This window comes from Clostridium sp. Marseille-QA1073, from assembly GCF_054863625.1.
In genome coordinates, this window is sequence record NZ_JBSVQM010000028.1 from 1 (window position 1) to 26,182 (window position 26,182).

The window sequence follows — 26,182 nt, forward strand, 5'->3', positions numbered from 1 at the left end:
TATATTTATTTAATAAAAAAGTTTTGGTTTTGAAATATTTTAAAAAATTTATCCTATATATCAAGGATAAATTAGTCCAATTTAAGGAATTTAATTAAGGGAAAAGGATAAAAATATAATTTTATTTATTATTTTAATAAAATATTAAAAATTATATTTGGGTGATATTATGGAACAAGCATATTTATTAGGAATTGTAGGCGGAGTGCTTGCAATAATTTTCGCGTTTTATTTAAGTAAAACAATTGTCAAAGAGAAAATAGGAAATGAAAGGATGTCAGAAATAGCATCCTATATAAAAGAAGGTTCAATGGCTTTCTTAAGAAAAGAATATACTTATTTAAGTGTCTTTATAATTATAGTTGTAATTTTACTTAGCATATTCATAAATATTGAAACTGGGATATCATTCCTATGCGGAGCTGTATTTTCAATTTTAGCTGGATATTTCGGAATGAAGATAGCTACATCAGCCAATGTAAGAACAGCAGAGGCAGCAAAACATGGTATAGCAAAGGCATTATCTATTGCATTCTCTGGTGGAGCAGTTATGGGAATGAGTGTTGTAGGATTAGGAGCACTAGGAATTTCAATAATATATTTAGTCTTTAATGGAGATACGAGTATATTAACAGGATTTGGATTAGGTGCATCTTCAATAGCACTATTTGCAAGAGTTGGTGGTGGTATATATACTAAAGCCGCTGACGTAGGTGCAGATATTGTTGGTAAGGTTGAGGCAGGAATACCAGAAGATGATCCAAGAAATCCAGCAGTTATCGCAGATAATGTTGGAGATAACGTTGGAGACGTTGCAGGTATGGGAGCTGATTTATTTGAATCTTATGTTGGGTCTATTATTTCAGCAATAACTTTAGGAACTGTGGTTTATAGAGATAGTTTGAATGGAGTAGCCTATCCTATAATTCTAGTGTCTTTAGGTATAATAGCTTCAATTATAGGGGCTATATATGTTAAAGTTTCAAAAAGTGAAAATCCACAGAAATCTTTAAACTCAGGCACTTATATTGCTGGTGGATTGTTCTTAGTAGGAGCGTTATTTGCTAGTAAGATGATTTTTGGTACCTTGAACAGTTTCTTTGCTGTTGGTAGTGGAATGATTATAGGAATTTTAATAGGTTCATTGACAGAAGTTTATACTTCAGCTAATTATAAAAGTGTGAAAAAAATAGCTGATCAATCACAAACAGGAGCAGGAACTAACATTATTTCTGGTATGGCAGTTGGTATGAAATCCACTATGGGAACGATATTATTAATAGCTCTTGAAATACTAATAGCTTACTTTGTAATGGGTGGAAGTAATAATAGTTCAATGGGACTATATGGAATTGCTCTTTCAGCAGTAGGAATGTTATCAATAACTGGCCTTATTGTTGCTGTTGATGCTTATGGGCCAATTGCGGATAATGCAGGTGGAATAGCTCAAATGTCAGATTTGCCTGAAGAAGTTAGAGAAATTACAGATAAGTTAGACTCTGTAGGAAACACTACAGCTGCAAAAGGTAAAGGATTTGCTATAGGGTCTGCTGCATTAACATCATTAGCATTATTTGCTTCTTTTGCAGAAGCTTCTGGGCTTATTGAGATAAATATATTAAATCCAGTTACTCTAGTTGGAGTACTTGTAGGAGTAATGCTTCCATTCTTATTTAGTGCTTTAACAATGGAATCAGTAGGTAAGGCAGCAAATGACATGGTTAAAGAAGTAAGAAGACAATTTAAAGAAATAGATGGAATAATGGAAGGAAAGAATACTCCTGAATATTCAAAATGTGTTGAAATATCAACTCGCGCTGCATTAAGAGAAATGATACTTCCGGGTGTATTAGCTATAGTAGTTCCTATATTAACTGGATTTTTATTTGGTGTAGAGGCTTTAGGAGGATTACTAAGCGGTGCAGTTGCCAGCGGAGTTTTAATGGCTATAATGATGGCTAACGCTGGTGGAGCTTGGGATAATGCTAAAAAGTATGTTGAGGAAGGACACTTTGGAGGAAAGGGCAGTGAAACACATAAGGCAGCAGTAGTTGGAGACACTGTAGGAGATCCATTTAAAGATACATCAGGTCCATCAATGAATATATTAGTTAAACTTATGACTATAATATCATTAGTATTTGCTCCATTAATAGCCGAATATGGTGGAGTATTATTAGAATTTTTAATTAAATAATCTAAGTATTATAGCCCCGATATAATTTCGGGGCTTTAAATTTGTATTTTATTATTAAAAGAAATATTTATAAATTATATAAAAATAGCTTACATTAAAATGCAAGCTATAAATGTAGGAGAACATTAAGAAAACAGATTTTAAAAAGTTTTCTCTAATTTTGTTCATTTTTCATGGGAAAATATAAATTTAATCTATAATCATCATATATACTATATCAAAATGAAGATAAATAAGTATAAATATTATGAATTAGAATAGTAATATAAGCATTTATTAAATAGATTTATATTGAAAAAAAGAAGGGAATTTACAATTAAAGTACAAATATATATAGATGTACTACTTCCAAATGTAATTTATAGATTTATATAATTGTGTTACTAAATTATTAAAAATTTATTAAAGAAATTAGTTTGATTAAAACTAATTTCAACAATTGTGAATTTTGCATTGTGAATTGTGAATTAAAATACCATGATATACATTAAATTTTAGAGTAGTTTATCTATAATAAAGTGGGTAAGGGGGATAAAAGTGAAAGAGAGAAACTTTAAGAAATTGTTAGCTATATTTATTTGTACTACTTTTATTACTTTAAGTGGTAGTGAAATGATAATGGCAAAAGAGTATTGTGAAGCGTCAAATAACAATACTGAATCCACTGAAGAAGTACTAAAGTTAGATGAGAATATAGATTTAAATAGCAATGAGAAAGTAAAGGTAATTGTTCAGTTTGATGAAAAAAATCCATATGAATATAGAAGTACTATTAGTAACTTTAAAAATGACGAGACTAATGAGAAATTCATTAAAGAAGTTAATAAAAAGAAAATTACTGAAGTTCAAGTTACAAATTCTTATGAAAAGGTATTTAATGGAGCAGCAATAAATGTTCCGGCTAATAAGATAGAGGAATTATCGAAGATACCTATGATTAAGAGTATTTATAGTGATTGTGAAGTAAAAATAAAACCTATTAAAGTTGAAGAAAATTTAAGTGAAGATTCAAAGCTAATTAGTTCAGTACCTTTAAAGAATATTGATAAATTACATGGAGAAGGAATTAAAGGGAAAAATATAAAGATAGGAATTTTAGACACAGGAATTGATTATAATCATCCAACAATAAAGAATACTTATAAAGGTGGGTATGATTTTATTGATAATGATAATGATCCTATGGAGACTACATATGAACAGTGGAAAAATTCTAAAGCACCTGAATATGATGAAAAGGGTGAGAATACTTATTATACTACTCATGGTACTCATGTAGCAGGAATAATAGCTGGACAAGGGATTAAAGAAAATGATGGCTTAGGTATTTTAGGAATAGCACCTGAAGCGGAGATATATGCATATAGAGTTTTAGGACCTTATGGAATTGGGACTATGGAAAGTATTATAAGTGGAGTAGAAAAGGCTGTTGAGGATGGTATGGATATTTTAAATTTATCCTTAGGAATAGATGTAAATGATCCACTATATCCTACATCTATAGCTATAAACAATGCTATTAACTTAGGAGTTATGGTAGTGACAGCATCAGGAAATAATGGTTCAAAGCCGTATACAATATCTACACCGGGAACAGCTTCATTAGGGATAACAGTAGGAGCTAGTAATAATAATATGATAATACCTACTATAAAAGGAATTTTTAATTCCTTAGATGAAAGTTATACTTTAAGACTATTATTAAAAGATAAAATGCAGAGTTTACAACCTTATAATAATAAAAGTCTTAAAGTTGTTTATTGTGGATATGGTATGAAAGAAGATTTTAAGGATAAGAAACTAAATGATTCTATAGCTTTAGTTAGTCGAGGAAAAAATACTTTAATAGAAAAAGGAAAAAATGCAAAAGAAAAAGGAGCCCTTTTTACTATAGTGATTAATGATAATGAAGAAGAAGGATATATACCTATGTATTTTGGAGAACATAAAGATTATCCTACTGTGTTTACTTTACCATTTAAAGAAGGACAAGCTGTTTTATTTACAGTTAAAGAAAAAGGAATACAATTTAAAATTAATAGTTTTTCTAATTTAGAAATAACTAAAGGAGTATTATTAGATTTTAGCTCTCGTGGACCAGTAAATGAAACTTATATAATAAAACCTGAAATAGTTGCACCAGGAGCCAACATACTATCTTCTGTGCCTAGCTATTTTAAAGGAGAAGAAGGAATAGGGAATTATGATAAAGCATATGAAAGACAATCGGGGACTTCTATGGCAACTGCCTATGTAACTGGAGTTGTTGCTTTAATATTAGATAAAAATAAGAACTATAGTCCTTCTGATATAAAATCAGCTTTAATGAATACTGCTGATGATTTAGAATATGATTATAGTGTATATGAGATTGGAGCAGGGATGATAGATGTTTATGAAGCAGTATATTCAAAAGTTAAATTTCAGGTTTTAGATAAGACAGCTTCGTTAAATAAAAACCACGAAAAAATAGAGATAGATAACATAACACCATCATTAAATTTTAATGAAAATACAAGTAATCAAATAGCTAAAACTAAAAGTCTTAAAATAAGTAAAATTCAGCATTGAATAAGAATTTTAATATAGATGTTAAATATTTAAAGAGCCAAATAGGAAATAGTGCTATTGAAAACAATGTGATAATTGAGATTGATGAGAATGTAACTATAAATAGTATGGATAGTAAATTAGTTGATGTTAGGATAGCTGTACCTGAAGATTCACCATTAGGCTATTATGAGGGATACATTATTTTTACCAATAAAAATGATTTAAGTGAGAAATATCAGATACCTTTTGCTTATAGAAAAATTTAAAAGAGAAGCAAATAAGCTATGTTTAATATAATTACCAATTAAAATCATAATAAAAATAAAATACTCATTTTAAATAAAAAAAGCATGGTAATCCATGCTTTTTTTATTATGGGATAGGGAATGAAAGGCTATAGAGTATGCTATAGCCTATATTAAAATAATCTATTTTTATTTATTATTTTCCAAAATATCTGTTTAGTAATCCGTTGAATGCAGCTCCATGTCTAGCTTCATCTTTACACATTTCATGAACTGTATCATGTATTGCATCTAAGTTTAATTTCTTAGCTAATGTAGCTAGATCTTTTTTACCTTGGCAAGCTCCATGCTCAGCATCAACTCTTGCTTGTAGGTTAGCTTTTGTATCAGCAACTACAACTTCTCCTAATAATTCAGCAAATTTAGAAGCGTGTTCTGCTTCTTCCCAAGCTATTCTCTTATAAGCTTCAGCAACTTCTGGATATCCTTCTCTATCAGCTTGACGGCTCATTGCTAAGTACATTCCAACCTCTGTACATTCTCCTACAAAGTTAGCTCTTAATCCTTCTATAACTTCAGGATCTACGTCCTTAGCTATTCCTATTCTATGCTCATCAGCCCAAGTCATTTGTCCTTCTACTTTTTCTATAAATTTGTCAGCTGGTGCTTTACAAATTGGGCAAAACTCTGGTGCTGAATCTCCTTCATGAATATATCCACATACTGTACAAACAAACTTTTTCATAATAAAAAATCCTCCTCAATAAATAAAAATATTTTTTAGTTTATAGTGTAATTATGATTTACTAATTTAATGAATTATTTTGTTTAATTGTTTTAATCTTCCTTACAAGATTATTATATACTATCGGATAATAATTATCAAGAGAAAATTATTATTTTTTAACCAAATTTTTAGAAACTTTTAAAATCATGCCATGAATCATTGAAATATAAGGCTTTAGCTAATAACTAATATATATCAATATACTGCTGAAGTCTATCTAAGTCTAAAATTTCTATAGTATTTTTATCAGAATTAATTAATTTATCATTTTTCATATTAATTAATTCTCTCGAAAGAGAAGGGCGTTGAACACCAAAATATTCTGATAAACTTTTCTTGGACATAGGAATAGTTAATTTTAAATTTTTTTGCTTTTTATATTCTTGTAGTAAATAGAAACAGAGTTTTTGTCTCAAAGTTTCTAAAGATAGCTCAGTGATTTTCTTATTTAAATTAAGTATTTTACTGGATAAAAGCTCCATAAAATTATTTAAAATTAATGCATTGCCACTACACATTGATATGATATCTTCTTTTAAAATATACATAACTATTGAATTTTTGTTACTGATAATTGTAGCAGGATATTTATGGTGCTGGGAAAAAACAATTGCTTCTCCAAATATATTTCCTGTTTTCAATGTACTAAGTGATACTATTTTACCATTAGGATATTGCTTTTGAATCTCTATAGTTCCTTCAAGTACAATACCTAAGGAAGTACAATCATCACCTTCAAGTGCCAAAACACAAGTTTTGCAATTAGCACAATTTTTGCATTGATTATATATAGTGCATCTGACTGTGGATAAAGTTTTTTTTATTTCTTCTTCTGATAGGTTTTTAAAAAGAATGCATTTTTTAAGTGCTTTTATTATATAATCCATAATACACCTCTGCAATTTTATAAGTATTTAGTTAATTATATTTTATATTATATTAAACTTCAAAGGTATTTACATAATTTACATATAAATCATTTTACTACAAATTACATGTTTAGACAAATGTTAATAAACCTATTTATAATTTTTACTCCTTACTTTATTTTTATCTTATAAAACTTTTTAAATTATTACTAAAATATAAAATCTATTAAGAAAAGTAATTTATGAAATTCCGTCTAGTATTTAATAGTGAATTAAAAGGAGTTAACATTATAGCAGTTTAAGGTGAAAACTGAAAATACGTGACTTTATTATAGTTTTTTTATATAATAAGGTAGAATACATATTAATTTTTGAGGGGATTTTATGGAACGAATAGATAAACATAATTATTATTTAGATATATGTGAAACAGTTTTGGAAAGAGGAACTTGTTTAAGAAGAAATTTTGCAGCGTTGATAGTAAAAAACGATGAGATAATGGCTACTGGATATACAGGAGCACCTCGTGGAAGAAAAAATTGTAGTGATATTGGTGTGTGTAGAAGAGAAGAATTAAGAGTTCCTAGGGGAACTAGGTATGAACTTTGTAGATCAGTTCATGCAGAACAAAATGCGATAATCTCTGCAAGACGACATGATATGATAGGATCAACGTTATATTTAGTAGGAAAAGAACAATCTACAGGAAAATTAGTTGAAAATGCATCTCCTTGTGCACTTTGTAAAAGATTTATAATAAATGCTGGTATAGAAAAGGTTATAATAAGAGATACCAAAACAGATTATAGGGAAGTGTATGTTAGCAAATGGATTGAAAATGATGACTCTCTTACAGAAGAAGATGGATATTAAAACTGAGATAATATTTTAGGAAAAGTTTCACATTTAAATAATTAAAATATTTAATTATTAACTAACTAAGAGTTAAATCAACTATGAATATTTATTATCATAAATATGGTTTATTTAATAAATTTAAAAAATTAATACTTAATTATAATTATGTAAATTATTGAGTTTTAGTAGTTATTGCATTAAACAGCATTATTTTAGTTTAGAAACTAAAGCGAATAAAATTTCATAGGAAGGTTTTATATGGATAATATAGTTTTATTGGTGATTATTACAGCGATTATATCAGGAGTAGCAACACCATTAGTTAGAAAATTAGCCATTAAATTAAAGGCAATAGATATTCCAAGTGATTCAAGAAGAATACATAATAAACCTACTCCACTTATGGGCGGAGTAGCAATTTATATTGCTTTTGTTATAGGAGTAGTTCTAAATATAAGTAATTTTTCTATTCAAGATTTAGGACTTCTTATTGGTGCTACTGTAATTGTAATTGGTGGAATAATTGATGATATTAAAGAATTAAGACCAAAATATAAGTTGCTTTTTCAAATAGTAGCAGCAATTATTTTAATAGTATTTGGACTTAAGATAACATTAGTTACAAATCCATTAAATAGTGGAGGTAGCTTTTTAAATTTAGGACTATTAGGAGTTCCGTTAACTATTATATGGGTTATAGGTATAACAAATGCCTTTAATTTAATAGATGGAGTTGATGGCTTAGCTGCTGGAGTAGGATTTATATCTTCAGTAACTTTATTTATAGTTTCTATCATAAGTGGAAGAGTAGATGCAGCTTTCTTGACTGCTATATTAAGTGGCTCAATTATTGGATTCCTGCCTTATAATTTTAATCCTGCAAGTATATTTATGGGAGATACAGGCTCACAACTTTTAGGATTTTTATTAGCCGCTATTTCTATTGATGGAGCAATTAAATCTGCTACAGCTTTAGTCATAGCTGTTCCACTTTTAGCCTTAGGTCTTCCAATTTATGATACACTATTTGCAATGATAAGAAGAAAAGTAAATGGTAAACCTATAATGCAAGGAGATAAAGGACATCTTCACCATAGATTATTAGGACTTGGATTAACACAAAGACAGGTCGTTTTAATAATGTATTTAATTAGTGCAATATTAGGTGGCATAGCTATAATTGCAATGCAGATAAGCAGTAAGAAAGCATATTTCTTATTGGCATCAGTAGTTACTTTTATTGCCTTTATAGCTTGGGAACTTGGTTTATTCGATGGAGAACAATAGTTAAGGAGTGAAATCTATGGAAAAAATTAAGGTCTTGTCTGTTTTTGGAACGAGACCAGAAGCAGTTAAAATGGCACCGCTTGTTAAAGAGCTTGAAAAAAGAGAAGAATTTGATTCGATGGTATGTGTAACTGCACAGCATAGAGAAATGCTAGATCAGGTATTAGAGATTTTCGCTATAAAACCAGATTATGATTTAAATATCATGGTTGAAAAGCAAAGTTTAAGTGGAATAACTTGTAAAGCACTTGAGGGTATAGAGGAAGTCATACAAAAAGAAAAACCACATATAGTATTAGTGCATGGAGATACAACCACTACATTTGTAGCTTCACTAGCTGCTTTTTATAATAAAACAAAAGTGGGACATGTAGAAGCTGGGCTTAGAACTTTTGATAAATATTTTCCTTTCCCAGAGGAAATGAATAGAAAGTTAGCAGGTTCTATAGCAGATTTACATTTTGCACCTACTACTCTTACAAAGGAAAATTTATTAAGAGAAAATGTTAGAGAAGATAGTGTCTTTGTTACAGGCAATACTGCAATAGATGCTATGAATTATACTGTTAAGGAAAATTATAAATTTAAAACTGAAAAGTTAAACAATATTGATTTTGAAAATAAAAAAGTAATTATGGTAACTGCCCATAGAAGAGAAAATTGGGGAGAAGGAATAGAAAATATATGTAAATCTTTAAAAAAAATAGTTGATGAGAATGAAGATGTAGAAATAGTATATTTGGTTCATTTAAATCCTATAGTTAAAGAGGATGTAGAAAAATATTTAGGTGGAGTTAAAAGAGTACATTTATTAAATCCATTAGATACTGAAGAAGCTCATAATCTTATGAATAAATGTTATATGGTTATGACAGACTCAGGAGGAATTCAAGAGGAGGCCCCTCATTTAGGCAAGCCTGTACTGGTATTAAGACATGTTACAGAAAGACAAGAAGCATTACAGGCTGGTACTGTTAAGCTAGTAGGAACAGATATAAATATAATTGTTTTAGAAGCTAACAAACTTCTTAGAGATAAGAAGGTTTATGAGCATATGAGTAATCTTTCAAATCCTTATGGGAATGGAAAAACTTCTATTGAAATATGCAATATATTAAAAGCTTACTTTTCCAATTAATGTGTAAAATTATAGAGCATTAGAATTAACTTTCATAATTCTAATGCTTTTATTTTTTTTGAATTAGTGAGGAAATAAGAGTAAATAAAAGTATAAAGTAGATTAAACTTGAATATTTTCATGTGTTAATTCACAAAATACCTATATAAATATAATAAAAAATGCATAAAACTCTATTTGGATTATTCATATTATTAAAAGTGATAAATAATAACGTCTATGTAATTTTCAGTAAAATGAAATTTTGGAAAATAATAAATTCATAAAATCGTTTAATTTGTAATGCACTATTAATTTATTGAATTATATTATGAAGCGTTATTCATAACCATTATGAACTAATCAGTCAGAAAATTTCACGTTGTTGAAGAATTGAATAACAATTGAAGGAAATATCTAATGGCTCAGAAAAATAGATTAAAAGAGAGCAAAACATATCCACAATGAAATATTTAGGTGTATTAAACTGCAATTCAGAAAAACGAGCCAATATAGTCAAATTACAGTGTTTATTAATATTATGTCTAAGCATATAATTTATTGTAGCTTAATAAGCATATACCTTAGTAGGCCATAGAGAGAGGAATTTCAAGTGTATAATGAGAATACATTACTTTTAAAACAAGTAGCAAGCTTTGATTTGATTTTATCATTAATATTTATATCCATAGGATATTTTATATTTGGAAAAGCGTGCTTATTTTTTATGTTGGGAATAGGAATTGCACTAATTAATCTATTAGTAAATAGCTTAGTGTTAAATATATCATTAAAAGAAAATAACTCAATGTCAAAAATAATTTTAATACTGAGTCAAATTTATAGAATACTTATAGTTTCATTAGTTGCAGCTTATATAGTTAATAGAAGTACTATTAACTTTTTCATATTTATTGCTGGATATACTTCTCAAATTATTTCATTAATATTATATGGCTTTAAAGCTAAACAATAGGAAAGGGGTGTTTACATGGAGGAAGTTTTACCTATATTTACGTTAAATATATTTGGGTTTCCATTTGATATTACATTAAGTTTAGTAATTCAATGGATTTTTATCGGCATAACGGCAATATTATCTATTCTTTATAGTAAAACAGTTAAAAGGGTTCCAGGAAAAATTCAAAGTGCCATAGAGATAATAATTGAAAAGCTTAGTGGAATAGTTAGTGAAAATATGGGAGAAGATAAATTAGCCTTTGTTCCTTATATTGGAGCATTAGCATTATATATATTTTCATTGAATATGATAGGTATGTTTGGATTAAAGCCACCTACATCAGAGCTGAGTGTAACCATAGGGTTGGCACTTACAACATTTTTAGTAATTCAAGGTTACACAATCAAAAAGTTAGGATTAAAAGGATACTTTAAAGGGTATGCTAGCCCTATAGCACTATTATTACCAATAAATATATTGGAAAGAGTAATGTTACCAGTATCATTAAGCTTGAGATTATTTGGTAATGTATTTGCTGCAACAATGGTTATGGAGCTTTTATATGACGCGCTAGGTCATATCCACTTTATTGCAACTATAGGAATTCCAGTTCCCTTTGCTTTTTATTTTGACTTCTTTGATGGGATAATTCAAACTATAATATTTGTAATGTTAACTATGATTCATATCAAGATAACATCAGAACACTAAAAAAATATAAATAAATTAAAGTATTTTAAGGAGGATTTTAATTATGAATATAGATTCAGGTGCATTTATAGCAGGTATGTCAGCAGTAGGTGCTGGAATAGCAGCATTATCAGTTATTGGTGGAGGTATAGGAACAGGAAATGCCACTGCTAAAGCTGTTGAAAGTATAGCAAAACAACCAGATGCAAGCGGAAAAATAATGAACGCATTAATCATAGGAGGAGCTTTCTCAGAAGTTACAGCTATATATGGCTTCCTTATAGGATTATTACTAGTTCTGTTTGGCGTAAGAGGCTAAAAAAATTATTAAGAAGGGTAGGTGAAAATCCTGGTTTAGGATATAGAACCAGGATTTTATATGGATATAAATTTAAGTATAGTTTTAGCTGGAACAATAAACTTTTTTATATTCTTTTTTATATTAAGAAAATTTGTTTTTAAGCCAACAATGGAAATGATAGAATCAAGAAAGCAAGAAGTTGAGTCATCTTTTGCAAAAGCTAAACTTGAAGAAAGTAGAGTTGAAAGCTTAAAAGTAGAGCAAGAAGAAAAAATTAAGAGATATAGAGAAGATGGTCAGAAACTAATAGAAACTTATAAGGTTAAGGCTGAAAAAGTTTATGACGAAATGATTGAAGAAGCTAAAAAAGAAGCAGATATAGTTCGTGCAAGAGCGAAGCAGGATATTGAAAGAGAAAAACGTAAAGCTGAAAGTGAAATTAAATCACAAGTTATTGATTTATCTTTAGTTTTAGCTGAGAAAGCATTAGAGAAGAAAATTGATGAGGATGAGCATAAAAGACTTATTGATGAGTTTATCTCCAAGGTAGGTAATTAAAATGTATGAATTTCTAGACAGAAGATACGCATTAGCATTATATGATGTTTGTGAAAAGCGAGGAACTTTAGAACAAACTTTAGAAGACTTAAGTATCATTGTCGAAAGTATGGAAACTGGTGATGAACTTATTAAAATAATAGAACATCCTCAAATACACAGAGCAGCTAAAAAGGAGATTTTCACAAAACTTTTTAAAGATCAAGTTAGTGAGGAACTTTTAGATTTCTTAATTTTATTAATTGATAAAGATAGAATATTATATTTAAAAGAAAAATATAACCAAATGAGACTTATTTATTTTGAACGTCATAATATGATTGAAGCTGAAGTTAGAACTGCTGTAAAACTAAATGATGAACAAAAATTGAGTTTAAAAGAAAAACTAGAAAAAAAATATAATAAAGAAATTGTAATTTCAGAGAAAGTTGATAAAAATTTATTAGGTGGTATATTTATAAAAGTTGGAGACGACGTTATAGATGGAACTGTAAGAAATAGGTTTGAAGCAATGAAAGGACTTATGGAAGAAAAGAGAAAAGATAAAGTTTATTTAGAAGATAAGTCCAAAGTATTAACAGGAATAGTTAAAACTGTTAATCCACTTACTGAAATTCAAAGAGAAAACTTAATAGCTAATCTTGAGAAGTTCTATGAAAGAAAGTTCGTTATAGAAGAGATTATAGATAGTAGTATCTTGGGCGGAATTCATATAACCGTAGGTGAAGATGTAATTGATGCTACAATAAAAGGAAAGCTTATGAACTTTAAGCATCGAGGAGTTTTATTCAAAGGTCCATTATCAGATAGAAGTTTTGAAGAACTTGATGAAAGTATAGATGAACAACAAAATTTAAGAAACTATGATAATAAAAAGAAGACTATTGAAGCTGAAGTTAGAACGGCAAAACCTTTAAATGATAGCCAAAGAAAAGACCTAGAAAAGAGATTATCAGAATTCTATAGCGTTAATGTTGTTATAAGAGAAGTTATTGATGAAAATATTTTAGGTGGAGTTTATATCAAAATAGGAGAAGACATAATAGACGGTACCGTTAAAGGTAAGATAAAGAGTATGAGACAATCCGTACATTAAAAGTAAATATGTCTTTATATAGGATTGAGGTGAAATAATGCATATTAAACCAGGAGAGATAACGGCTCTTCTAAAAAAAGAGTTAGATAAATATGAAAATAAGATTAATACTGTAGATGCCGGCACAGTAATTCAAATAGGTGATGGTATAGCTAGAGTATATGGATTAGATGATTGTTTAGAGGGAGAACTTTTAGAATTCTCTAATAAAGTATATGGTATGGCTCTAAATTTAGAGCAAGACAATGTAGGTTGTGTTTTACTTGGTTCAGAAAAAGGAATCAAGGAAGGCGATATAGTACACAGAACTGGTAAGATTGTAGAAGTACCAGTAGGTGAAGAGATGATAGGTAGAGTTGTAGATTCATTAGGAATGCCTATTGATGGTAAGGGACCAATAAATACAACAGAATTTAGACCAGTTGAAGTAAACGCACCAGGTGTTATTGATCGTCAATCAGTTAAACAGCCATTACAAACAGGTATTAAGGCAATTGACTCAATGATTCCAATAGGAAAAGGTCAGAGAGAGTTAATTATAGGAGATAGACAAACAGGAAAAACAGCTTTAGCTTTAGATGCAATATTAAATCAAAAAGGTAAAGATGTTATTTGTATCTATGTTGCAATAGGTCAAAAACAATCAACAGTTGCACACATAGTTAACACTTTAAAAGAAATGGGTGCATTAGATTATACAATTGTAGTATCTTCTACTGCCTCACAATCAGCACCACTACAGTATTTAGCACCTTTTGCAGGTTGTAGTATGGGTGAATATTTCATGAATAAGGGTAAAGACGTCTTAGTGGTATATGATGACTTATCTAAGCACGCTGTTGCTTATAGAACGATGGCATTACTGCTTAGAAGACCACCAGGAAGAGAAGCTTATCCAGGAGATGTTTTCTATTTACATTCAAGATTATTAGAAAGAGCTGCAAAACTTTCTGATAAGTTAGGTGGAGGCTCATTAACAGCTCTTCCAATAATAGAAACTTTAGCAGGCGATGTTACAGCATATATACCTACTAATGTTATTTCTATTACTGATGGTCAGATTTTCTTAGAAACAGAGTTATTTTATGCAGGACAGAGACCAGCAGTTAATGCAGGTATATCAGTTTCTAGGGTAGGAGGAAATGCTCAGATAAAAGCTATGAAGCAGGTATCTGGAACATTAAGATTAGAACTTGCTCAATATAGAGAGTTAGCATCTTTTGCGCAATTTGGTTCTGACCTTGATAAAGAAACTAAAAGAAGACTTGAAAAAGGTAGAAGATTAGTTGAAATACTAAAGCAAGATCAATATGTTCCTATGCCAGTTGAAAAACAAATTATGATTCTATATGCTGGTGTTCATGGTCATCTAATGGATGTACCTGTGCATAAAATTAAGGAGTTTGAAAGAGATTTCTTAGAATTTATGAATACCAATTATAGAGAAGTTGGAAAACTTATATTAGAAAGAAAAGAATTAGATAAAGAAATTGAGGATAAACTTGTAGCTGCTATAGAGGAGTTTAAAAGTGAATTCTCATTAGAACTATAGAGGTGTAGAAAATGAGTGCAACAGGACTTATAGTAATTAAAAGAAGAATTAAATCTATAAAAAACACTAGGAAAATTACAAAGGCATTAGGACTAGTTGCTACCTCAAAGCTTAAAAAGGCAAGACAAAGATTGTCAGCTAATAATTACTATTTTAAAGAGTGTGAAGAAGTGTATAATGAGGTTTTAAAAAGTTATGAAGATGAGAATATTTACACCGTCAAAAACAATAGTTCTAAAAAGTTATACATTGTACTTACTTCTGATATGGGTTTATGTGGCTCCTTTAATGGTTCTATAGTAAATTATGTTATAGATGAAATTGAAAATGATATAGAAAATAGTTTAGTACTAGTTGTAGGAGCAAGAGGAAAAACACTTTTCAATAGATATAAGATTGACACAGTGGCAGAATATGTTGACGTAGGTGATATACCTACAGTTAAAGAATCCTCAGCTATATATAATCATGCCTTTGATTTATACAGAAAAGGAGAAGTTTCAGAAGTCCATATTGTTTATACAGAATTTATTTCTCAACTTAAAAAACATGTTAAAATGGAAAAAATACTACCAATTAATATGGAGGATTTTGATCATTCTAATGAAACTTTGGAGTTTAATACTAATTCAGAAACTTTAACTGAAAATGTAATAAATTTATATTTAAACGGAAAAGTGTTAAATTCTATGCTTCATTCTAAGGTTTGTGAACAAAGTTACAGAATGGAAGCTATGGATGGAGCAACTCGTAACTCAGATACTTTATTGGATGAGCTTAACCTAAAGTATAACAGAATAAGGCAAAGTGCCATAACTCAAGAGCTTTCAGAAATAGTAGGTGGAGCACAGGCACAAGAATAATTTAAAAAAGACTGATGAATTTGGAGGGGTAATATGTCACAGCGAATAGGAAAGGTCGTACAAATCATAGGACCTGTTATAGATATAAAGTTTGAATCAGGATCACTTCCAAATATATATAATGCTATAGAAATAAAAATGGATGGCAAAACTATAATTGCAGAAGTTGAGCAACATATAGGTGATGATATAGTAAGAACTATAGCAATGGAAAGCACAGAAGGTTTAAAAAGAGGAGTTAAGGCAGTAGATACAGGAAGAGCAATTGCAATCCCTGTAGGAAACCCTGTACTTGGAAGACTTTTCAATGTATTAGGGAAGCCAATTGATGATCAAGGTGAATTTAATGGAGAAAGTTATTATACAATTCACAGACCAGCACCTTCTTTTGAGGAACAATCTGTAGAACCTGAGGTTTTTGAAACTGGAATCAAAGTTATTGACCTTATAGCGCCGTATCAGCGTGGAGGAAAAATAGGTTTATTTGGTGGTGCAGGAGTAGGAAAAACTGTATTGATTCAAGAGCTTATAAATAATATTGCAAAAGAACATGGTGGACTTTCTGTTTTCACTGGTGTTGGAGAAAGAACAAGAGAAGGTAATGACCTTTATAACGAAATGAAAGAATCTGGAGTTATTAACAAGACAGCTTTAGTTTTTGGACAGATGAATGAACCGCCAGGAGCAAGAATGAGAGTTGCATTGACAGGTCTTACAATGTCTGAATATTTTAGAGATCAAGGTCAGGATGTGCTGTTATTTATAGATAATATATTTAGATTTACACAAGCAGGTTCTGAGGTTTCAGCATTACTTGGAAGAATTCCAAGTGCCGTTGGATATCAACCAACACTTGCTACAGAAATGGGAGCGCTTCAAGAGAGAATTACATCTACTAAAAACGGTTCTATAACTTCTGTTCAAGCAGTATATGTTCCAGCGGATGACTTAACAGACCCAGCACCAGCAACAACATTTTCACACTTAGATGCAACAACAGTTCTTTCAAGATCAATAGTTGAGTTAGGAATATACCCAGCAGTAGACCCGCTGGAATCAAGTTCAAGAATGCTTGACCCTAGAATTGTTGGAGAAGAACATTATGAGGTAGCAGCTAAAGTTAAACATATATTAGAAAGATATAAAGAACTTCAAGATATAATTGCTATATTAGGAGTAGATGAGCTTTCAGAAGAAGATAAACTTGTAGTTAGTAGAGCAAGAAAAATTCAGAGATTTTTATCTCAACCATTTACTGTAGGAGAACAATTTACAGGAATTAAAGGTAAATATGTGCCTATAAAAGAAACTATAAGAGGCTTTAAGGAAATACTAGAAGGTAAACATGATGAGTTACCTGAAGCTGCATTCTTATTCGTTGGAACTATTGATGAAGCAGTAGAAAAGGCTAAAACTTTAGATTAAGGCATCTTCAAAAAAATAATATACCAGTATGTTAGCCTATTTTCTATCATACTACGTTGTCAGAACCCGCCCATAGCATCACTATGAGCAGAACCTGACGCCTTGTCTAATATAAAATATACTAACATCTTTGGATTATTATTTTCCTTCAGATGCCTAAGAATAAAATTTATGAAAGAGGAAAGCTATGGAGAGAAGTTTCAAACTTATAATAATGACTCCAGATAAAGAATTTTATAAAGGTGAGGTTGTGAAATTAAACTCAGAAAGTAGTGAAGGAAGATTTGGAATACTTCCTAATCATATATCTATGGCATCTGACTTAGTACCAACTATAACTACCTTTCAAGATATAAATGATAAAGAATTTCATGGCTTTACATCTAACGGAGTTGTAAAAGTAAAAAATAATGTAGTGACAATGTTATGTAGTGCGGCTGAATGGCCAGAAGACATAGATGAAGAAAGAGCTAAATCTGCTAAAGAGAGAGCAGAAGAACGACTAAAAAATAAAGATAGTATAGATATTAAAAGAGCAGAAAGAGCTCTTAGAAGATCTTTAATGAGACTTAAAGTATCTTCAATAAAATAATTAATTAGTATTATAATATATTGCATATAAATACTGCAATGTAAGCTTCCACAAATAGTGTGACTATTTGTGGAAGCTTATTTTTTGCCTAATATAAGTATTTTTAGAGAAGGCTTATACTGCAGGTAAGAGAATGGTAATACATATCTTTCTTATTAAACAATGTGTTAGATAGAAATTGCAAAATTTTAGATGTATAAACTTGTCGATTTCCTAGGAAATATATATTTAAGGATAAAAATTTCTACTTTAATATATACTATGTATATATTATGTTGGAAAGGAAGAGAAAAATGAATAATAATAGAATTAAAGTGCCGGATTCTTCTGTAGCTAATATTGAATACGAATATGAAGAAGCAGTAAAACAGTTTATGAATAATAGTGTGGAATTAAATGGAGAGAAGTATATTGATTTAAATACTGCCATTAAATTATTAAAGAATGTCTCTACTTTTTCTTCTTTATTTAGCTAGTATTAAATATAGCTATAATTATAGAGTTTTATGAAAAGTGCTTAGCCACTTTTCTCCTTTGTTATGTAAATTTATAAGCATATTTTGAAATTTTTTTAAATAATAGTTCGTTTAATCCTTGCAGTATTTATTATTTATAGGGAAAATTTAAATAGAGATACAATAATTTGTCATTTTTATTTATAACTATATACTATTTATTATTTTAAATTTTTAATTATATATATGAAGAGTTATGATAATTAATCATAACTTTTTTTGTTTTTCTACATTATTAAACAACAATGCACAATTTTGATGCTTTGATTATATATTAATAATATATAACATATCAATACCCTAATGAATAGCCCTCTTCATAATTGAGGAGGGATAATTTATTATTTTCCTAAATAAGGGAATAAAAAATTATACCCAAGTCAATAATTTAGATGAATGGGGGAATTGATATGGTTAAGAGAAAAAGAACAGTAATTTTTTTGATAATAGCTATAGTTATAATTAATTTTAATATATTTTTGTCTCAAGCTAAAGAGAGAGTAGATGTATTTAATGAAATCTTATCTATAACAAATAGCAAAATAGCAGAGATTTCTATTACAACCACCTTTAAACCAAATAAAAATTATGATTACTACTATAAAAACTTGTTACTATTATTAAGAGAATATACAACTTCAATAGAAGAGAAAACAATATATGATAACTCTAATTATAGAGAATTTAAGTTTGATAATATTTATGGTTATATTGAGAAAGTTTGTTATAAAGATGAAACTTTAATAACCATAAATTTAGTAGAAAAAACTAATGAAAATAAATTAGAAGATTTAAAAGGGGTATTAGATAAAGTATTATTAGAACATGCTTATAATGTACAATATTATCTTCAAGTTAAGTCTATGCTTGAAGAAAAGAATTTAGAAACTGTAAATTGCAGTATAATAAATGCTTTAGAGGATAGCAAAGCTACAGGTTTAAATACTGTAAAATTGAATAATGGTTATAGCACTATTTGTAATACTAAAAATTATATTGCTAAAAGAGTAAATGATGAATTAATAGACTTCCAATTTGCTGTTGTAAGATACTCTTCAGGTAATTATTTAATTATGGGTACCCCAGAAATAACCTTAACGTTTTAAATCAGCACTATTGATGGAGGATTAACATGGATAAATTTATTTTAAAAGGTGGTAAAACATTAAGAGGAGAAGTGAATATAAGTTCAGCTAAAAATTCAGTGTTGCCTATATTAGCGGCGACTATATTAAGCGGCGGACAGTGTACTTTGAAAAATGCACCTATGCTAGAAGATGTTTATGTGCTTTGCGATGTGTTAAGGTCACTTTATGCAGACGTAGATATAGATTCCAAAAGTAATATTGTAACAATAAATACTTCAAGATTAAATGATAGTAATGTTGATCATGATTTAGTAAGAAAAATGAGAGCTTCCTTTTTAATAATGGGAGCAATGATTGGACGATTTGGAAGGTTTAAAATTTCTCTTCCAGGAGGATGTAATATAGGGTCAAGGCCTATAGATCTGCATTTGAAAGGATTATCAGCCTTAGGGGCAGAGATTACTATGGGTCATGGATATGTAGAGGCTACAGCAAGAAAGTTAATAGGTAAAAAAATATATTTGGATTTTCCTTCTGTAGGAGCAACAGAAAATATAATGATGGCAGCGGTTTTAGCAGAGGGAGAAACCATTATTGAAAATGCAGCAGAAGAACCAGAAATTATTGACTTAGCTACTTTTCTAAGAAAAATGGGTGCAGATATTCAAGGTGAAGGAACAGATACAATAATAATAAAAGGTGTAGATGCATTAAATGGAGTAAGTCATACACCTATATTTGATAGAATTGAGGCAGGAACTTTTATGATAGCAGCTGCTATTACTAAAAGTAAAATAAAGATAAATAATATTGATGAAGAATGTTTAAAACCAGTTATTGCAAAGTTGAAGGAAATGGGAGTTACAATTGAATGTGCTAGTAATAGCTTAATTGTTGATGGTAATAGTATATTAAAGCCTATAGATATAAAAACTATGCCATATCCAGGATTTCCAACAGATATGCAGTCCCAAATGATGAGTCTGTTATGTACAGTAAAAGGAACCAGTCTAATAACAGAAACTATATTTGAAAATAGATTTATGCAAGTTGGAGAACTTATAAGAATGGGAGCAAACATTAAAATAGATGGAAGATGTGCTGTGGTAGAAGGCGTAGATATGCTTACGGGAGCAGAGATAAAGGCGACAGATTTACGTGCAGGTGCAGCATTGGTATTAGCAGGACTTTGTGCTAAAGGAGAAACTATAGTATCAGATATATTCCATATAGATAGAGGATATGTTTCTATAGAAAAAAAATTGAGGGAGCTTGGAGCAGATATTGAAAGAATTAGAGTATAGATAAAAGAGATTATGGATTTTATTCATAGTCTCTTTTTATTTTCTTATCTAAAGATATCAATTATATTATTATAAACATTTATTTTAAAATTAACATCACATAATAATTTTTTAATAAATTAGTGGTTATATTATTGGAAATTTATTAATAAATATCTAATAACTTTAATAATATTTTAATGACAATATTATAAATACATACAATAAATTAACATTAAAGCTTATGAAATACTGAGTGGGGGGAGAATAAAATGAGATCTACAAATAACTATAAAAATATAAACAAATGCAAAGGTATACTCTCTGAGGATTTAGCTTCACAAATTATTAGAGTGCTAATATTTTTAGCTTTAGGATTTGTGTTTTTATTATTATCAACTTATTTCATTTTAGGAGATAATAAAGAAGAAACCACTAATCCTTTTGAAATAAAGGAGCAAGAAGTAAAAATAAAGGATGGTAAAAGAGAAAAGGGTACAGCGACCACTTATAATATTAATGTACCTGTAGTAAAAATTTATCTTAGTAAAGAGAATAGAGTTGTAGAACTACCATTAGAAGAATATATAAAAGGAGTAATAAGTAGTGAAATGCCTATAAACTTTGAAACAGAGGCTTTAAAGGCACAAGCAGTAGCTGCAAGAACATATACTATTGCACATACTAAAGCATTAGGAGGAGGATGCTCAAAAGGGAATGGTGCAGATCTTTGTGATACTATTCATTGTCAAGTTTATATGAATAAGGAAAGAAGAATGGAGCTTTGGGGAGATTCAGCAAATGAGAATTGGAAGAAAGTTGAAGAGGTCGTGAAAGCAACAGAAGGTCAAGTTATTACCTATAATAATGAATTAGCAAGAGGGGCATATTATTTTTCAACTAGCAGTGGAAGAACAGAAAATTCTGAGGATGTATTTGTTAATGCTCTTCCATATTTAAGAAGTGTTGAAAGTAAAGGGGAGGAACAAGCACCTAGATATAAAAGTATTGTGAAAATACCTTATGAGCAGTTAGTAGATAAAGCAAATAATGAATATAATTCTAATATGGTAGTAAGTAATATTAAAAGTCAAATTAAAATACTAGGACGAACTGAGGGTGGAAGCGTGAAGGAAATAAAGTTAGGAGACACTGTTATAGCAGGAACTAAATTTAGAACTTTATTTAATCTAAATTCCGCTAATTTCAATTTAAATTTTTTAGATAACGAATTAGAAATAAGCTGCAATGGCTTTGGGCATGGTGTAGGTATGAGTCAGTGGGGGGCAAATGCTATGGCTAAAGATGGTAAAAACTACAAACAAATATTAAGTCATTATTATAAAGGTGTAGAAGTAACTAAAATTAATAGATAAATTTAGAAATAAAATTGAGAGTTAATAATTGATACTAGAGAATTATTTAAACTTTGCTTTTATAAAAAAGTTTTGAATTTATTTCTTTTAAAGTCACACAGTTGCTCTTTTATTAAGAAATATATTTGAAGAAATTAATTTGTAAATTTAATTTTAAGCATAATTGATAATTGTTCATTTTTCAATTTTTAATTTATTAAATATTCATTGTATCTTTAATAAATTATTTTATTTCTAATATTTTAATTATAAATAATTAAGGAAAGCACAATATTAATGAACTAACTTTTAAATTTAGAAAGTTTTTAGGGAAAGTGATGAATTCACTTTCTTTTTTATAAGCAAATATCTTTCATTCTACATAAAATTAATTAACTATTTCTCTATATATACAATATGTATGATATAAAGATGAATTACCTAAATTTTTCATTTTAAACCATCTATAAACGTTTATTATAATTAAATCTTCAGTTAATAAATTTTCAATTAAATCTAGTTAATTTTTGTATTTTTTTTATTTATATTAAAAATATATCTATAAAAATGTAATTATACAAATATATTTATTAATAAATTAATTCAAATAGTAAATTTAGTCGAAAAATAAGGAAAAAATTTCATATATAAATTGAATGAAGTTATTTATATAGGACAACAATATTAGTGGAGGTGTTTTTATGGATAATAAATCTAAATTTAAACAATTCTTAAAGAAGGAGGGCTTCTACGTAATCCTATTTGTATGCTTATGTGCTGTGGCTACAGTAGCAGTTATAACAGCTGGAAATAGAAAAGATGTTGCTACTAATCCACCTGTAATAGAAGAAACTGCAAAAGCTGAAGGTGAGGCAGCTGTAGATCCTAAGAACTTTAATGATGCATTGCAGGTTAAAAAAGAAGAATTAGAACCTGTACCAAATATTCAAGTTCAAAAGGAAAATGATAGTAAAGCTGTATCAAAACAAGCTAGTAGTGAAGCTGTAAATCCTGTTGAAGGTTCATTAGCAAGAGCTTATTCAGAAGATCCTGTATATATGGCATCAACTAAGGACTATAGACCACACTTTGGTATGGATATTAAGACTGAAAAAGGAGCACCTGTTGTAGTATCTATGGATGGAGTTGTTAAAACTGTAGATGTTTCAACTGAGGGAACATATGTAGAAGTAGATCATCAAAATGGAATTCTTACTAAGTATTGTAACTTAGAAGAAAAAGTAAACGTTAAAAAAGGTGATAATGTTAAAGCTTCTCAAGAATTAGGCAAAATAGGAAATACAACAAACTTTGCTTATGAAGAATATGGTCCACATTTACATTTTGAAGTATTAAAAGACGGAAAAAATGTAGATCCAGCTAAATTTGTTAGTTATAAAAAATAACTATTTAGTTAACCATTTATCTTAAGTGAAAAATATTAGTTCATAACTAACTTAAATATTAGTCATTTTCCGATTATGTCGGAAAATGACTGATAACAAAGTAATTTAAACCAAATTTTTAGCATATTTATAAATATAGAAGGGTTAAGGAGGTAACACTTTGAAAGACTACATCGAAGATAGAGTACTAGAGGTTGCAAAATATATTATTGAATCTCAAGCTACTATTAGAAAAACAGCTGTAGTATTTGGGGTAAGTAAGAGTACTATACACAAGGATATGACAGAAAGACTACCCAAGATAAATCCAAAGATTGCTGAAGAGGCAAAAAATATTTTGGATTTGAACAAAGCTGAAAGGCACATAAGAGGCGGTAAGGCCACAAAGATGAAATACAAAACGATTGAAGGATAAAATATTTCGTATTATAATAAGAGAATATAAAAGATTTTTATTATAAGTCTGTATATATTAAAATACGAAAGAGCAGGAGTGAATTTTAAGATGTTTTTTTTCGGAATGGGGACAGACATGGGTATAGATTTAGGTACCGCTACAGTGCTTGTGTATATTAAAGGAAAAGGTGTTATTTTAAAAGAGCCTTCAGTAGTTGCCATAAACAAAAATGCAAATAAAGTTTTAGCAGTTGGAGAAGAAGCTAGAAAAATGATAGGAAGAACTCCAGGAAATATAGTGGCAATTAGACCACTAAGAGATGGAGTAATTTCAGATTATGATGTAACAGAAAAAATGCTTGAACACTTTATAAGAAAGGCTTGTGGAAATAAGAAATCAGCTCCAAGGGTAGTAATTTGTGTTCCTTGTGAAGCTACAGAAGTTGAAAGAAGAGCAGTTGAAGATGCAGCAAGAAATGCTGGTGCAAAAAAAGTTCATTTAATAGAAGAGCCTTTAGCTGCAGCAATAGGTGCAGGTCTTGATATTTCAAAGGCAAGTGGAAATATGGTAATTGATATTGGTGGAGGTACCACAGATATCGCAGTTATTTCACTAGGCGGAATGGTTGTTAGAGAATCAATCAAAGTTGCCGGTGATAATTTTGATGAATCAATAACTCGCTATATAAGAAAGAAGCATAAGCTTATGATCGGTGAAAGAACTGCTGAAGATTTAAAAATTAATATAGGTTCTGCCTATAAAAAAGAAGAAGAAATAAGTATGGAAATAAGAGGAAGGGACCTTATTACAGGACTTCCCAAAAATATAGTTGTTAATTCAACAGAAATGAGAGAGGCTCTAGGAGAGGCAGTAGCAGCTATAGCGGAATGTACTCATGCAGTATTAGAAAAAACTCCACCTGAACTTGCAGCTGATATAGCTGAAAAGGGTATAGTTATGACTGGTGGTGGGGCACTTCTAGATGGATTAGATAAGCTAATACAAGATTATACTAAAGTTCCTGTATATGTAGCTGAAGATTCAGTTTCTTGTGTTGCACTAGGAACTGGAAAAGCTTTAGACTTCATAGATAAAATGGATGACTCATTCAGTGGAGAAGATTTATCATTTTATTAATTTAATATAAAAGTTAGTTATTAAAAGGACATACCCTAAAGTATGTCCTTTTAATTTTAACTTTATTAATAAAGTTCCATCATTCTTATTTACAAAAATTCTTTAACCAAGATAATTAATAGAAATAGAATTAGTAAAATTTACTGTTTAAAGGCTGAATATCGTAGAAGGAAGGTATAAGAAAATGATGTACGGGAAGATTAAATGCATTATTTAATTAGTAAGATGAGGAAATCTTAAAAGTTTTTTTTCTAAATTCTACTTTATTTTGTAGTTTTTTAGTGAGTTTTTAAGTTTAAATAACTATAATCTTTATTTTAATACTGTAGATTAAAGTGAAAAAGCCTCTCTAAAATTAGAGAGAACTTTTTTATGATTCTTTTGAAATTTCTTCGTTAAAAACTAAATAATAAGAGTGTATTAGTGCGCGAGTTACTACTTTAGATAACTGCATTATTAGATTTAGTCTTATATTTCTATTTGTAAATAATTCAGTATCTTCACTAGAATCTACAATTCCAATTATAGATATATCCCCTACTTGAGGAAGTTGTTTTCCTACACCTTTTCCAGGGTTTATAGGGAAATCTCTTACTTGTATTTCTCCTATACTGGAAAAAGGACCTAAGCAAGCATCTATACCAATTATTTTTGCATCAGGATGTTTAATTTTTATTTGAGATAGCTTACTTTCAAGATTTAAGGCATGAATAGGTTCTGAAATGGTACCATAAACTGGTAGTGGGAACTGTTTCTCCTTTAAAAAAGTTCCTACTAAAGGTCCTAAAGAGTCCCCTATGCATCTATCAGTTCCTATGCAAATAATAATAGTATTTTCATCCAAATAGTCTTTAATAAAATTTGCTAAATTATAATAGGCTAAGGGACTGTCATAATGTGTCTTCACTCTAGTCACCTATTACACCTCCTAATTAATTATTTATAATTATAATTTAAATAATGTGTATTTTAATTAATTAAAAATTAAAAGTATAAATTATAGAAATAAGTATCTTAACATCCTATTTAATAAAAAAAGTTATATTTAAA

At 29.2% G+C, this 26,182-nt stretch carries 25 protein-coding genes; 22 read left to right on the forward strand and 3 right to left on the reverse strand.

From position 1 onward, the window contains the following. The first annotated feature begins 169 nt into the window (after positions 1 to 169). From ACY1IQ_RS18385 to ACY1IQ_RS18395, 3 genes are all read left to right on the forward strand, one after another. Entirely contained in the window at positions 170 to 2,197 is a 2,028-nt protein-coding gene (locus tag ACY1IQ_RS18385) for a sodium-translocating pyrophosphatase (protein WP_461615350.1), read from the forward strand. A 537-nt stretch (positions 2,198 to 2,734) separates the two neighbouring features. Further along, positions 2,735 to 4,768, forward strand: a complete 2,034-nt coding sequence (locus tag ACY1IQ_RS18390) for a S8 family serine peptidase (protein WP_461615351.1) — start codon at positions 2,735 to 2,737, stop codon at positions 4,766 to 4,768. Continuing rightward, positions 4,765 to 5,016, forward strand: coding sequence for a hypothetical protein (locus tag ACY1IQ_RS18395; protein WP_461615352.1), 252 nt, complete (start codon positions 4,765 to 4,767; stop codon positions 5,014 to 5,016). The genes ACY1IQ_RS18390 and ACY1IQ_RS18395 overlap by 4 nt, the downstream gene beginning before the upstream one ends. A gap of 175 nt (positions 5,017 to 5,191) precedes the next feature. Here the strand turns inward: ACY1IQ_RS18395 and ACY1IQ_RS18400 are convergent, their stop codons facing one another. Both ACY1IQ_RS18400 and ACY1IQ_RS18405 read right to left on the reverse strand, forming a co-directional pair. Continuing rightward, positions 5,192 to 5,740: an NADH peroxidase gene (locus ACY1IQ_RS18400; RefSeq protein ID WP_039635209.1), complete on the reverse strand. Its 549-nt coding sequence runs from the start codon at positions 5,738 to 5,740 to the stop codon at positions 5,192 to 5,194. 227 nt (positions 5,741 to 5,967) lie between these two features. After that, positions 5,968 to 6,669 (reverse strand): Crp/Fnr family transcriptional regulator, encoded by a 702-nt coding sequence (locus ACY1IQ_RS18405; protein ID WP_461615353.1) that lies wholly within the window; start codon positions 6,667 to 6,669, stop codon positions 5,968 to 5,970. A 366-nt stretch (positions 6,670 to 7,035) separates the two neighbouring features. Here ACY1IQ_RS18405 and ACY1IQ_RS18410 point away from each other — a divergent pair, with 366 nt between their 5' ends. The 19 genes from ACY1IQ_RS18410 (at position 7,036) to mreB (ending at position 25,132) form a co-directional block, all read left to right on the forward strand. Beyond that, on the forward strand, positions 7,036 to 7,524 hold the full coding sequence (locus ACY1IQ_RS18410; protein WP_461615354.1) for a deoxycytidylate deaminase: 489 nt from the start codon (positions 7,036 to 7,038) through the stop codon (positions 7,522 to 7,524). 243 nt (positions 7,525 to 7,767) lie between these two features. Continuing rightward, positions 7,768 to 8,796, forward strand: coding sequence for an MraY family glycosyltransferase (locus ACY1IQ_RS18415; RefSeq protein ID WP_461615355.1), 1,029 nt, complete (start codon positions 7,768 to 7,770; stop codon positions 8,794 to 8,796). A gap of 16 nt (positions 8,797 to 8,812) precedes the next feature. Next, the gene (gene wecB, locus ACY1IQ_RS18420) at positions 8,813 to 9,934 is read left to right on the forward strand and encodes a non-hydrolyzing UDP-N-acetylglucosamine 2-epimerase (protein ID WP_461615356.1); all 1,122 of its coding nucleotides are present in this window, start codon (positions 8,813 to 8,815) and stop codon (positions 9,932 to 9,934) included. Positions 9,935 to 10,526: 592 nt separating this feature from the next. Further along, positions 10,527 to 10,889 (forward strand): hypothetical protein, encoded by a 363-nt coding sequence (locus ACY1IQ_RS18425; RefSeq protein WP_461615357.1) that lies wholly within the window; start codon positions 10,527 to 10,529, stop codon positions 10,887 to 10,889. A 15-nt stretch (positions 10,890 to 10,904) separates the two neighbouring features. After that, positions 10,905 to 11,585, forward strand: coding sequence for a F0F1 ATP synthase subunit A (locus ACY1IQ_RS18430; RefSeq protein WP_461615358.1), 681 nt, complete (start codon positions 10,905 to 10,907; stop codon positions 11,583 to 11,585). Positions 11,586 to 11,628: 43 nt separating this feature from the next. Beyond that, a complete protein-coding gene (atpE, locus tag ACY1IQ_RS18435; RefSeq protein WP_461615359.1) occupies positions 11,629 to 11,883 on the forward strand; it encodes an ATP synthase F0 subunit C in 255 nt (84 codons plus the stop codon). A gap of 60 nt (positions 11,884 to 11,943) precedes the next feature. Further along, positions 11,944 to 12,423 (forward strand): F0F1 ATP synthase subunit B, encoded by a 480-nt coding sequence (locus ACY1IQ_RS18440; protein ID WP_461615360.1) that lies wholly within the window; start codon positions 11,944 to 11,946, stop codon positions 12,421 to 12,423. Position 12,424: 1 nt separating this feature from the next. Then, positions 12,425 to 13,519: a F0F1 ATP synthase subunit delta gene (locus tag ACY1IQ_RS18445; protein ID WP_461615361.1), complete on the forward strand. Its 1,095-nt coding sequence runs from the start codon at positions 12,425 to 12,427 to the stop codon at positions 13,517 to 13,519. Between the two features lie 37 nt (positions 13,520 to 13,556). After that, positions 13,557 to 15,071 carry a F0F1 ATP synthase subunit alpha gene (atpA, locus tag ACY1IQ_RS18450; RefSeq protein ID WP_461615362.1) on the forward strand — a complete coding sequence of 505 codons (1,515 nt, stop codon included), beginning with the start codon at positions 13,557 to 13,559 and terminating at the stop codon, positions 15,069 to 15,071. An 11-nt stretch (positions 15,072 to 15,082) separates the two neighbouring features. Further along, positions 15,083 to 15,934 (forward strand): ATP synthase F1 subunit gamma, encoded by an 852-nt coding sequence (gene atpG / locus ACY1IQ_RS18455; protein WP_461615363.1) that lies wholly within the window; start codon positions 15,083 to 15,085, stop codon positions 15,932 to 15,934. Positions 15,935 to 15,967: 33 nt separating this feature from the next. Further along, entirely contained in the window at positions 15,968 to 17,359 is a 1,392-nt protein-coding gene (gene atpD / locus ACY1IQ_RS18460) for a F0F1 ATP synthase subunit beta (protein WP_461615364.1), read from the forward strand. Between the two features lie 187 nt (positions 17,360 to 17,546). Further along, positions 17,547 to 17,951, forward strand: a complete 405-nt coding sequence (locus ACY1IQ_RS18465) for a F0F1 ATP synthase subunit epsilon (protein WP_461615365.1) — start codon at positions 17,547 to 17,549, stop codon at positions 17,949 to 17,951. Positions 17,952 to 18,244: 293 nt separating this feature from the next. Continuing rightward, a complete protein-coding gene (locus ACY1IQ_RS18470; protein ID WP_461615366.1) occupies positions 18,245 to 18,427 on the forward strand; it encodes a hypothetical protein in 183 nt (60 codons plus the stop codon). Positions 18,428 to 18,876: 449 nt separating this feature from the next. Next, the gene (locus ACY1IQ_RS18475; RefSeq protein WP_461615367.1) at positions 18,877 to 19,572 is read left to right on the forward strand and encodes a hypothetical protein; all 696 of its coding nucleotides are present in this window, start codon (positions 18,877 to 18,879) and stop codon (positions 19,570 to 19,572) included. Positions 19,573 to 19,598: 26 nt separating this feature from the next. Then, positions 19,599 to 20,858 carry a UDP-N-acetylglucosamine 1-carboxyvinyltransferase gene (gene murA, locus ACY1IQ_RS18480; RefSeq protein WP_461615368.1) on the forward strand — a complete coding sequence of 420 codons (1,260 nt, stop codon included), beginning with the start codon at positions 19,599 to 19,601 and terminating at the stop codon, positions 20,856 to 20,858. Positions 20,859 to 21,109: 251 nt separating this feature from the next. After that, entirely contained in the window at positions 21,110 to 22,213 is a 1,104-nt protein-coding gene (gene spoIID / locus ACY1IQ_RS18485) for a stage II sporulation protein D (RefSeq protein ID WP_461615369.1), read from the forward strand. A gap of 680 nt (positions 22,214 to 22,893) precedes the next feature. Further along, positions 22,894 to 23,598, forward strand: coding sequence for a peptidoglycan DD-metalloendopeptidase family protein (locus ACY1IQ_RS18490; protein WP_461615370.1), 705 nt, complete (start codon positions 22,894 to 22,896; stop codon positions 23,596 to 23,598). Between the two features lie 160 nt (positions 23,599 to 23,758). After that, on the forward strand, positions 23,759 to 24,013 hold the full coding sequence (gene spoIIID, locus ACY1IQ_RS18495) for a sporulation transcriptional regulator SpoIIID (protein WP_039635247.1): 255 nt from the start codon (positions 23,759 to 23,761) through the stop codon (positions 24,011 to 24,013). A gap of 90 nt (positions 24,014 to 24,103) precedes the next feature. Further along, a complete protein-coding gene (gene mreB, locus ACY1IQ_RS18500; RefSeq protein ID WP_039635249.1) occupies positions 24,104 to 25,132 on the forward strand; it encodes a rod shape-determining protein in 1,029 nt (342 codons plus the stop codon). A gap of 370 nt (positions 25,133 to 25,502) precedes the next feature. Here mreB and yyaC read toward each other — a convergent pair whose 3' ends face one another. Next, the gene (yyaC, locus tag ACY1IQ_RS18505; RefSeq protein WP_461615371.1) at positions 25,503 to 26,048 is read right to left on the reverse strand and encodes a spore protease YyaC; all 546 of its coding nucleotides are present in this window, start codon (positions 26,046 to 26,048) and stop codon (positions 25,503 to 25,505) included. Between the last annotated feature and the right edge of the window lie 134 nt (positions 26,049 to 26,182).

What these genes read in the sequence shown, in the direction of transcription:
- ACY1IQ_RS18385 (WP_461615350.1), top strand. Translation starts at nt 170, where the DNA reads ATGGAACAAGCATATTTATTAGGAATTGTAGGCGGAGTGCTTGCAATA.
- ACY1IQ_RS18400 (WP_039635209.1), bottom strand. Translation starts at nt 5,740, where the DNA reads ATGAAAAAGTTTGTTTGTACAGTATGTGGATATATTCATGAAGGAGAT.
- ACY1IQ_RS18405 (WP_461615353.1), bottom strand. Translation starts at nt 6,669, where the DNA reads ATGGATTATATAATAAAAGCACTTAAAAAATGCATTCTTTTTAAAAAC.
- ACY1IQ_RS18410 (WP_461615354.1), top strand. Translation starts at nt 7,036, where the DNA reads ATGGAACGAATAGATAAACATAATTATTATTTAGATATATGTGAAACA.
- ACY1IQ_RS18415 (WP_461615355.1), top strand. Translation starts at nt 7,768, where the DNA reads ATGGATAATATAGTTTTATTGGTGATTATTACAGCGATTATATCAGGA.
- wecB (WP_461615356.1), top strand. Translation starts at nt 8,813, where the DNA reads ATGGAAAAAATTAAGGTCTTGTCTGTTTTTGGAACGAGACCAGAAGCA.
- ACY1IQ_RS18430 (WP_461615358.1), top strand. Translation starts at nt 10,905, where the DNA reads ATGGAGGAAGTTTTACCTATATTTACGTTAAATATATTTGGGTTTCCA.
- atpE (WP_461615359.1), top strand. Translation starts at nt 11,629, where the DNA reads ATGAATATAGATTCAGGTGCATTTATAGCAGGTATGTCAGCAGTAGGT.
- ACY1IQ_RS18440 (WP_461615360.1), top strand. Translation starts at nt 11,944, where the DNA reads ATGGATATAAATTTAAGTATAGTTTTAGCTGGAACAATAAACTTTTTT.
- ACY1IQ_RS18445 (WP_461615361.1), top strand. Translation starts at nt 12,425, where the DNA reads ATGTATGAATTTCTAGACAGAAGATACGCATTAGCATTATATGATGTT.
- atpA (WP_461615362.1), top strand. Translation starts at nt 13,557, where the DNA reads ATGCATATTAAACCAGGAGAGATAACGGCTCTTCTAAAAAAAGAGTTA.
- atpG (WP_461615363.1), top strand. Translation starts at nt 15,083, where the DNA reads ATGAGTGCAACAGGACTTATAGTAATTAAAAGAAGAATTAAATCTATA.
- atpD (WP_461615364.1), top strand. Translation starts at nt 15,968, where the DNA reads ATGTCACAGCGAATAGGAAAGGTCGTACAAATCATAGGACCTGTTATA.
- ACY1IQ_RS18465 (WP_461615365.1), top strand. Translation starts at nt 17,547, where the DNA reads ATGGAGAGAAGTTTCAAACTTATAATAATGACTCCAGATAAAGAATTT.
- ACY1IQ_RS18470 (WP_461615366.1), top strand. Translation starts at nt 18,245, where the DNA reads ATGAATAATAATAGAATTAAAGTGCCGGATTCTTCTGTAGCTAATATT.
- ACY1IQ_RS18475 (WP_461615367.1), top strand. Translation starts at nt 18,877, where the DNA reads ATGGTTAAGAGAAAAAGAACAGTAATTTTTTTGATAATAGCTATAGTT.
- murA (WP_461615368.1), top strand. Translation starts at nt 19,599, where the DNA reads ATGGATAAATTTATTTTAAAAGGTGGTAAAACATTAAGAGGAGAAGTG.
- spoIID (WP_461615369.1), top strand. Translation starts at nt 21,110, where the DNA reads ATGAGATCTACAAATAACTATAAAAATATAAACAAATGCAAAGGTATA.
- ACY1IQ_RS18490 (WP_461615370.1), top strand. Translation starts at nt 22,894, where the DNA reads ATGGATAATAAATCTAAATTTAAACAATTCTTAAAGAAGGAGGGCTTC.
- mreB (WP_039635249.1), top strand. Translation starts at nt 24,104, where the DNA reads ATGTTTTTTTTCGGAATGGGGACAGACATGGGTATAGATTTAGGTACC.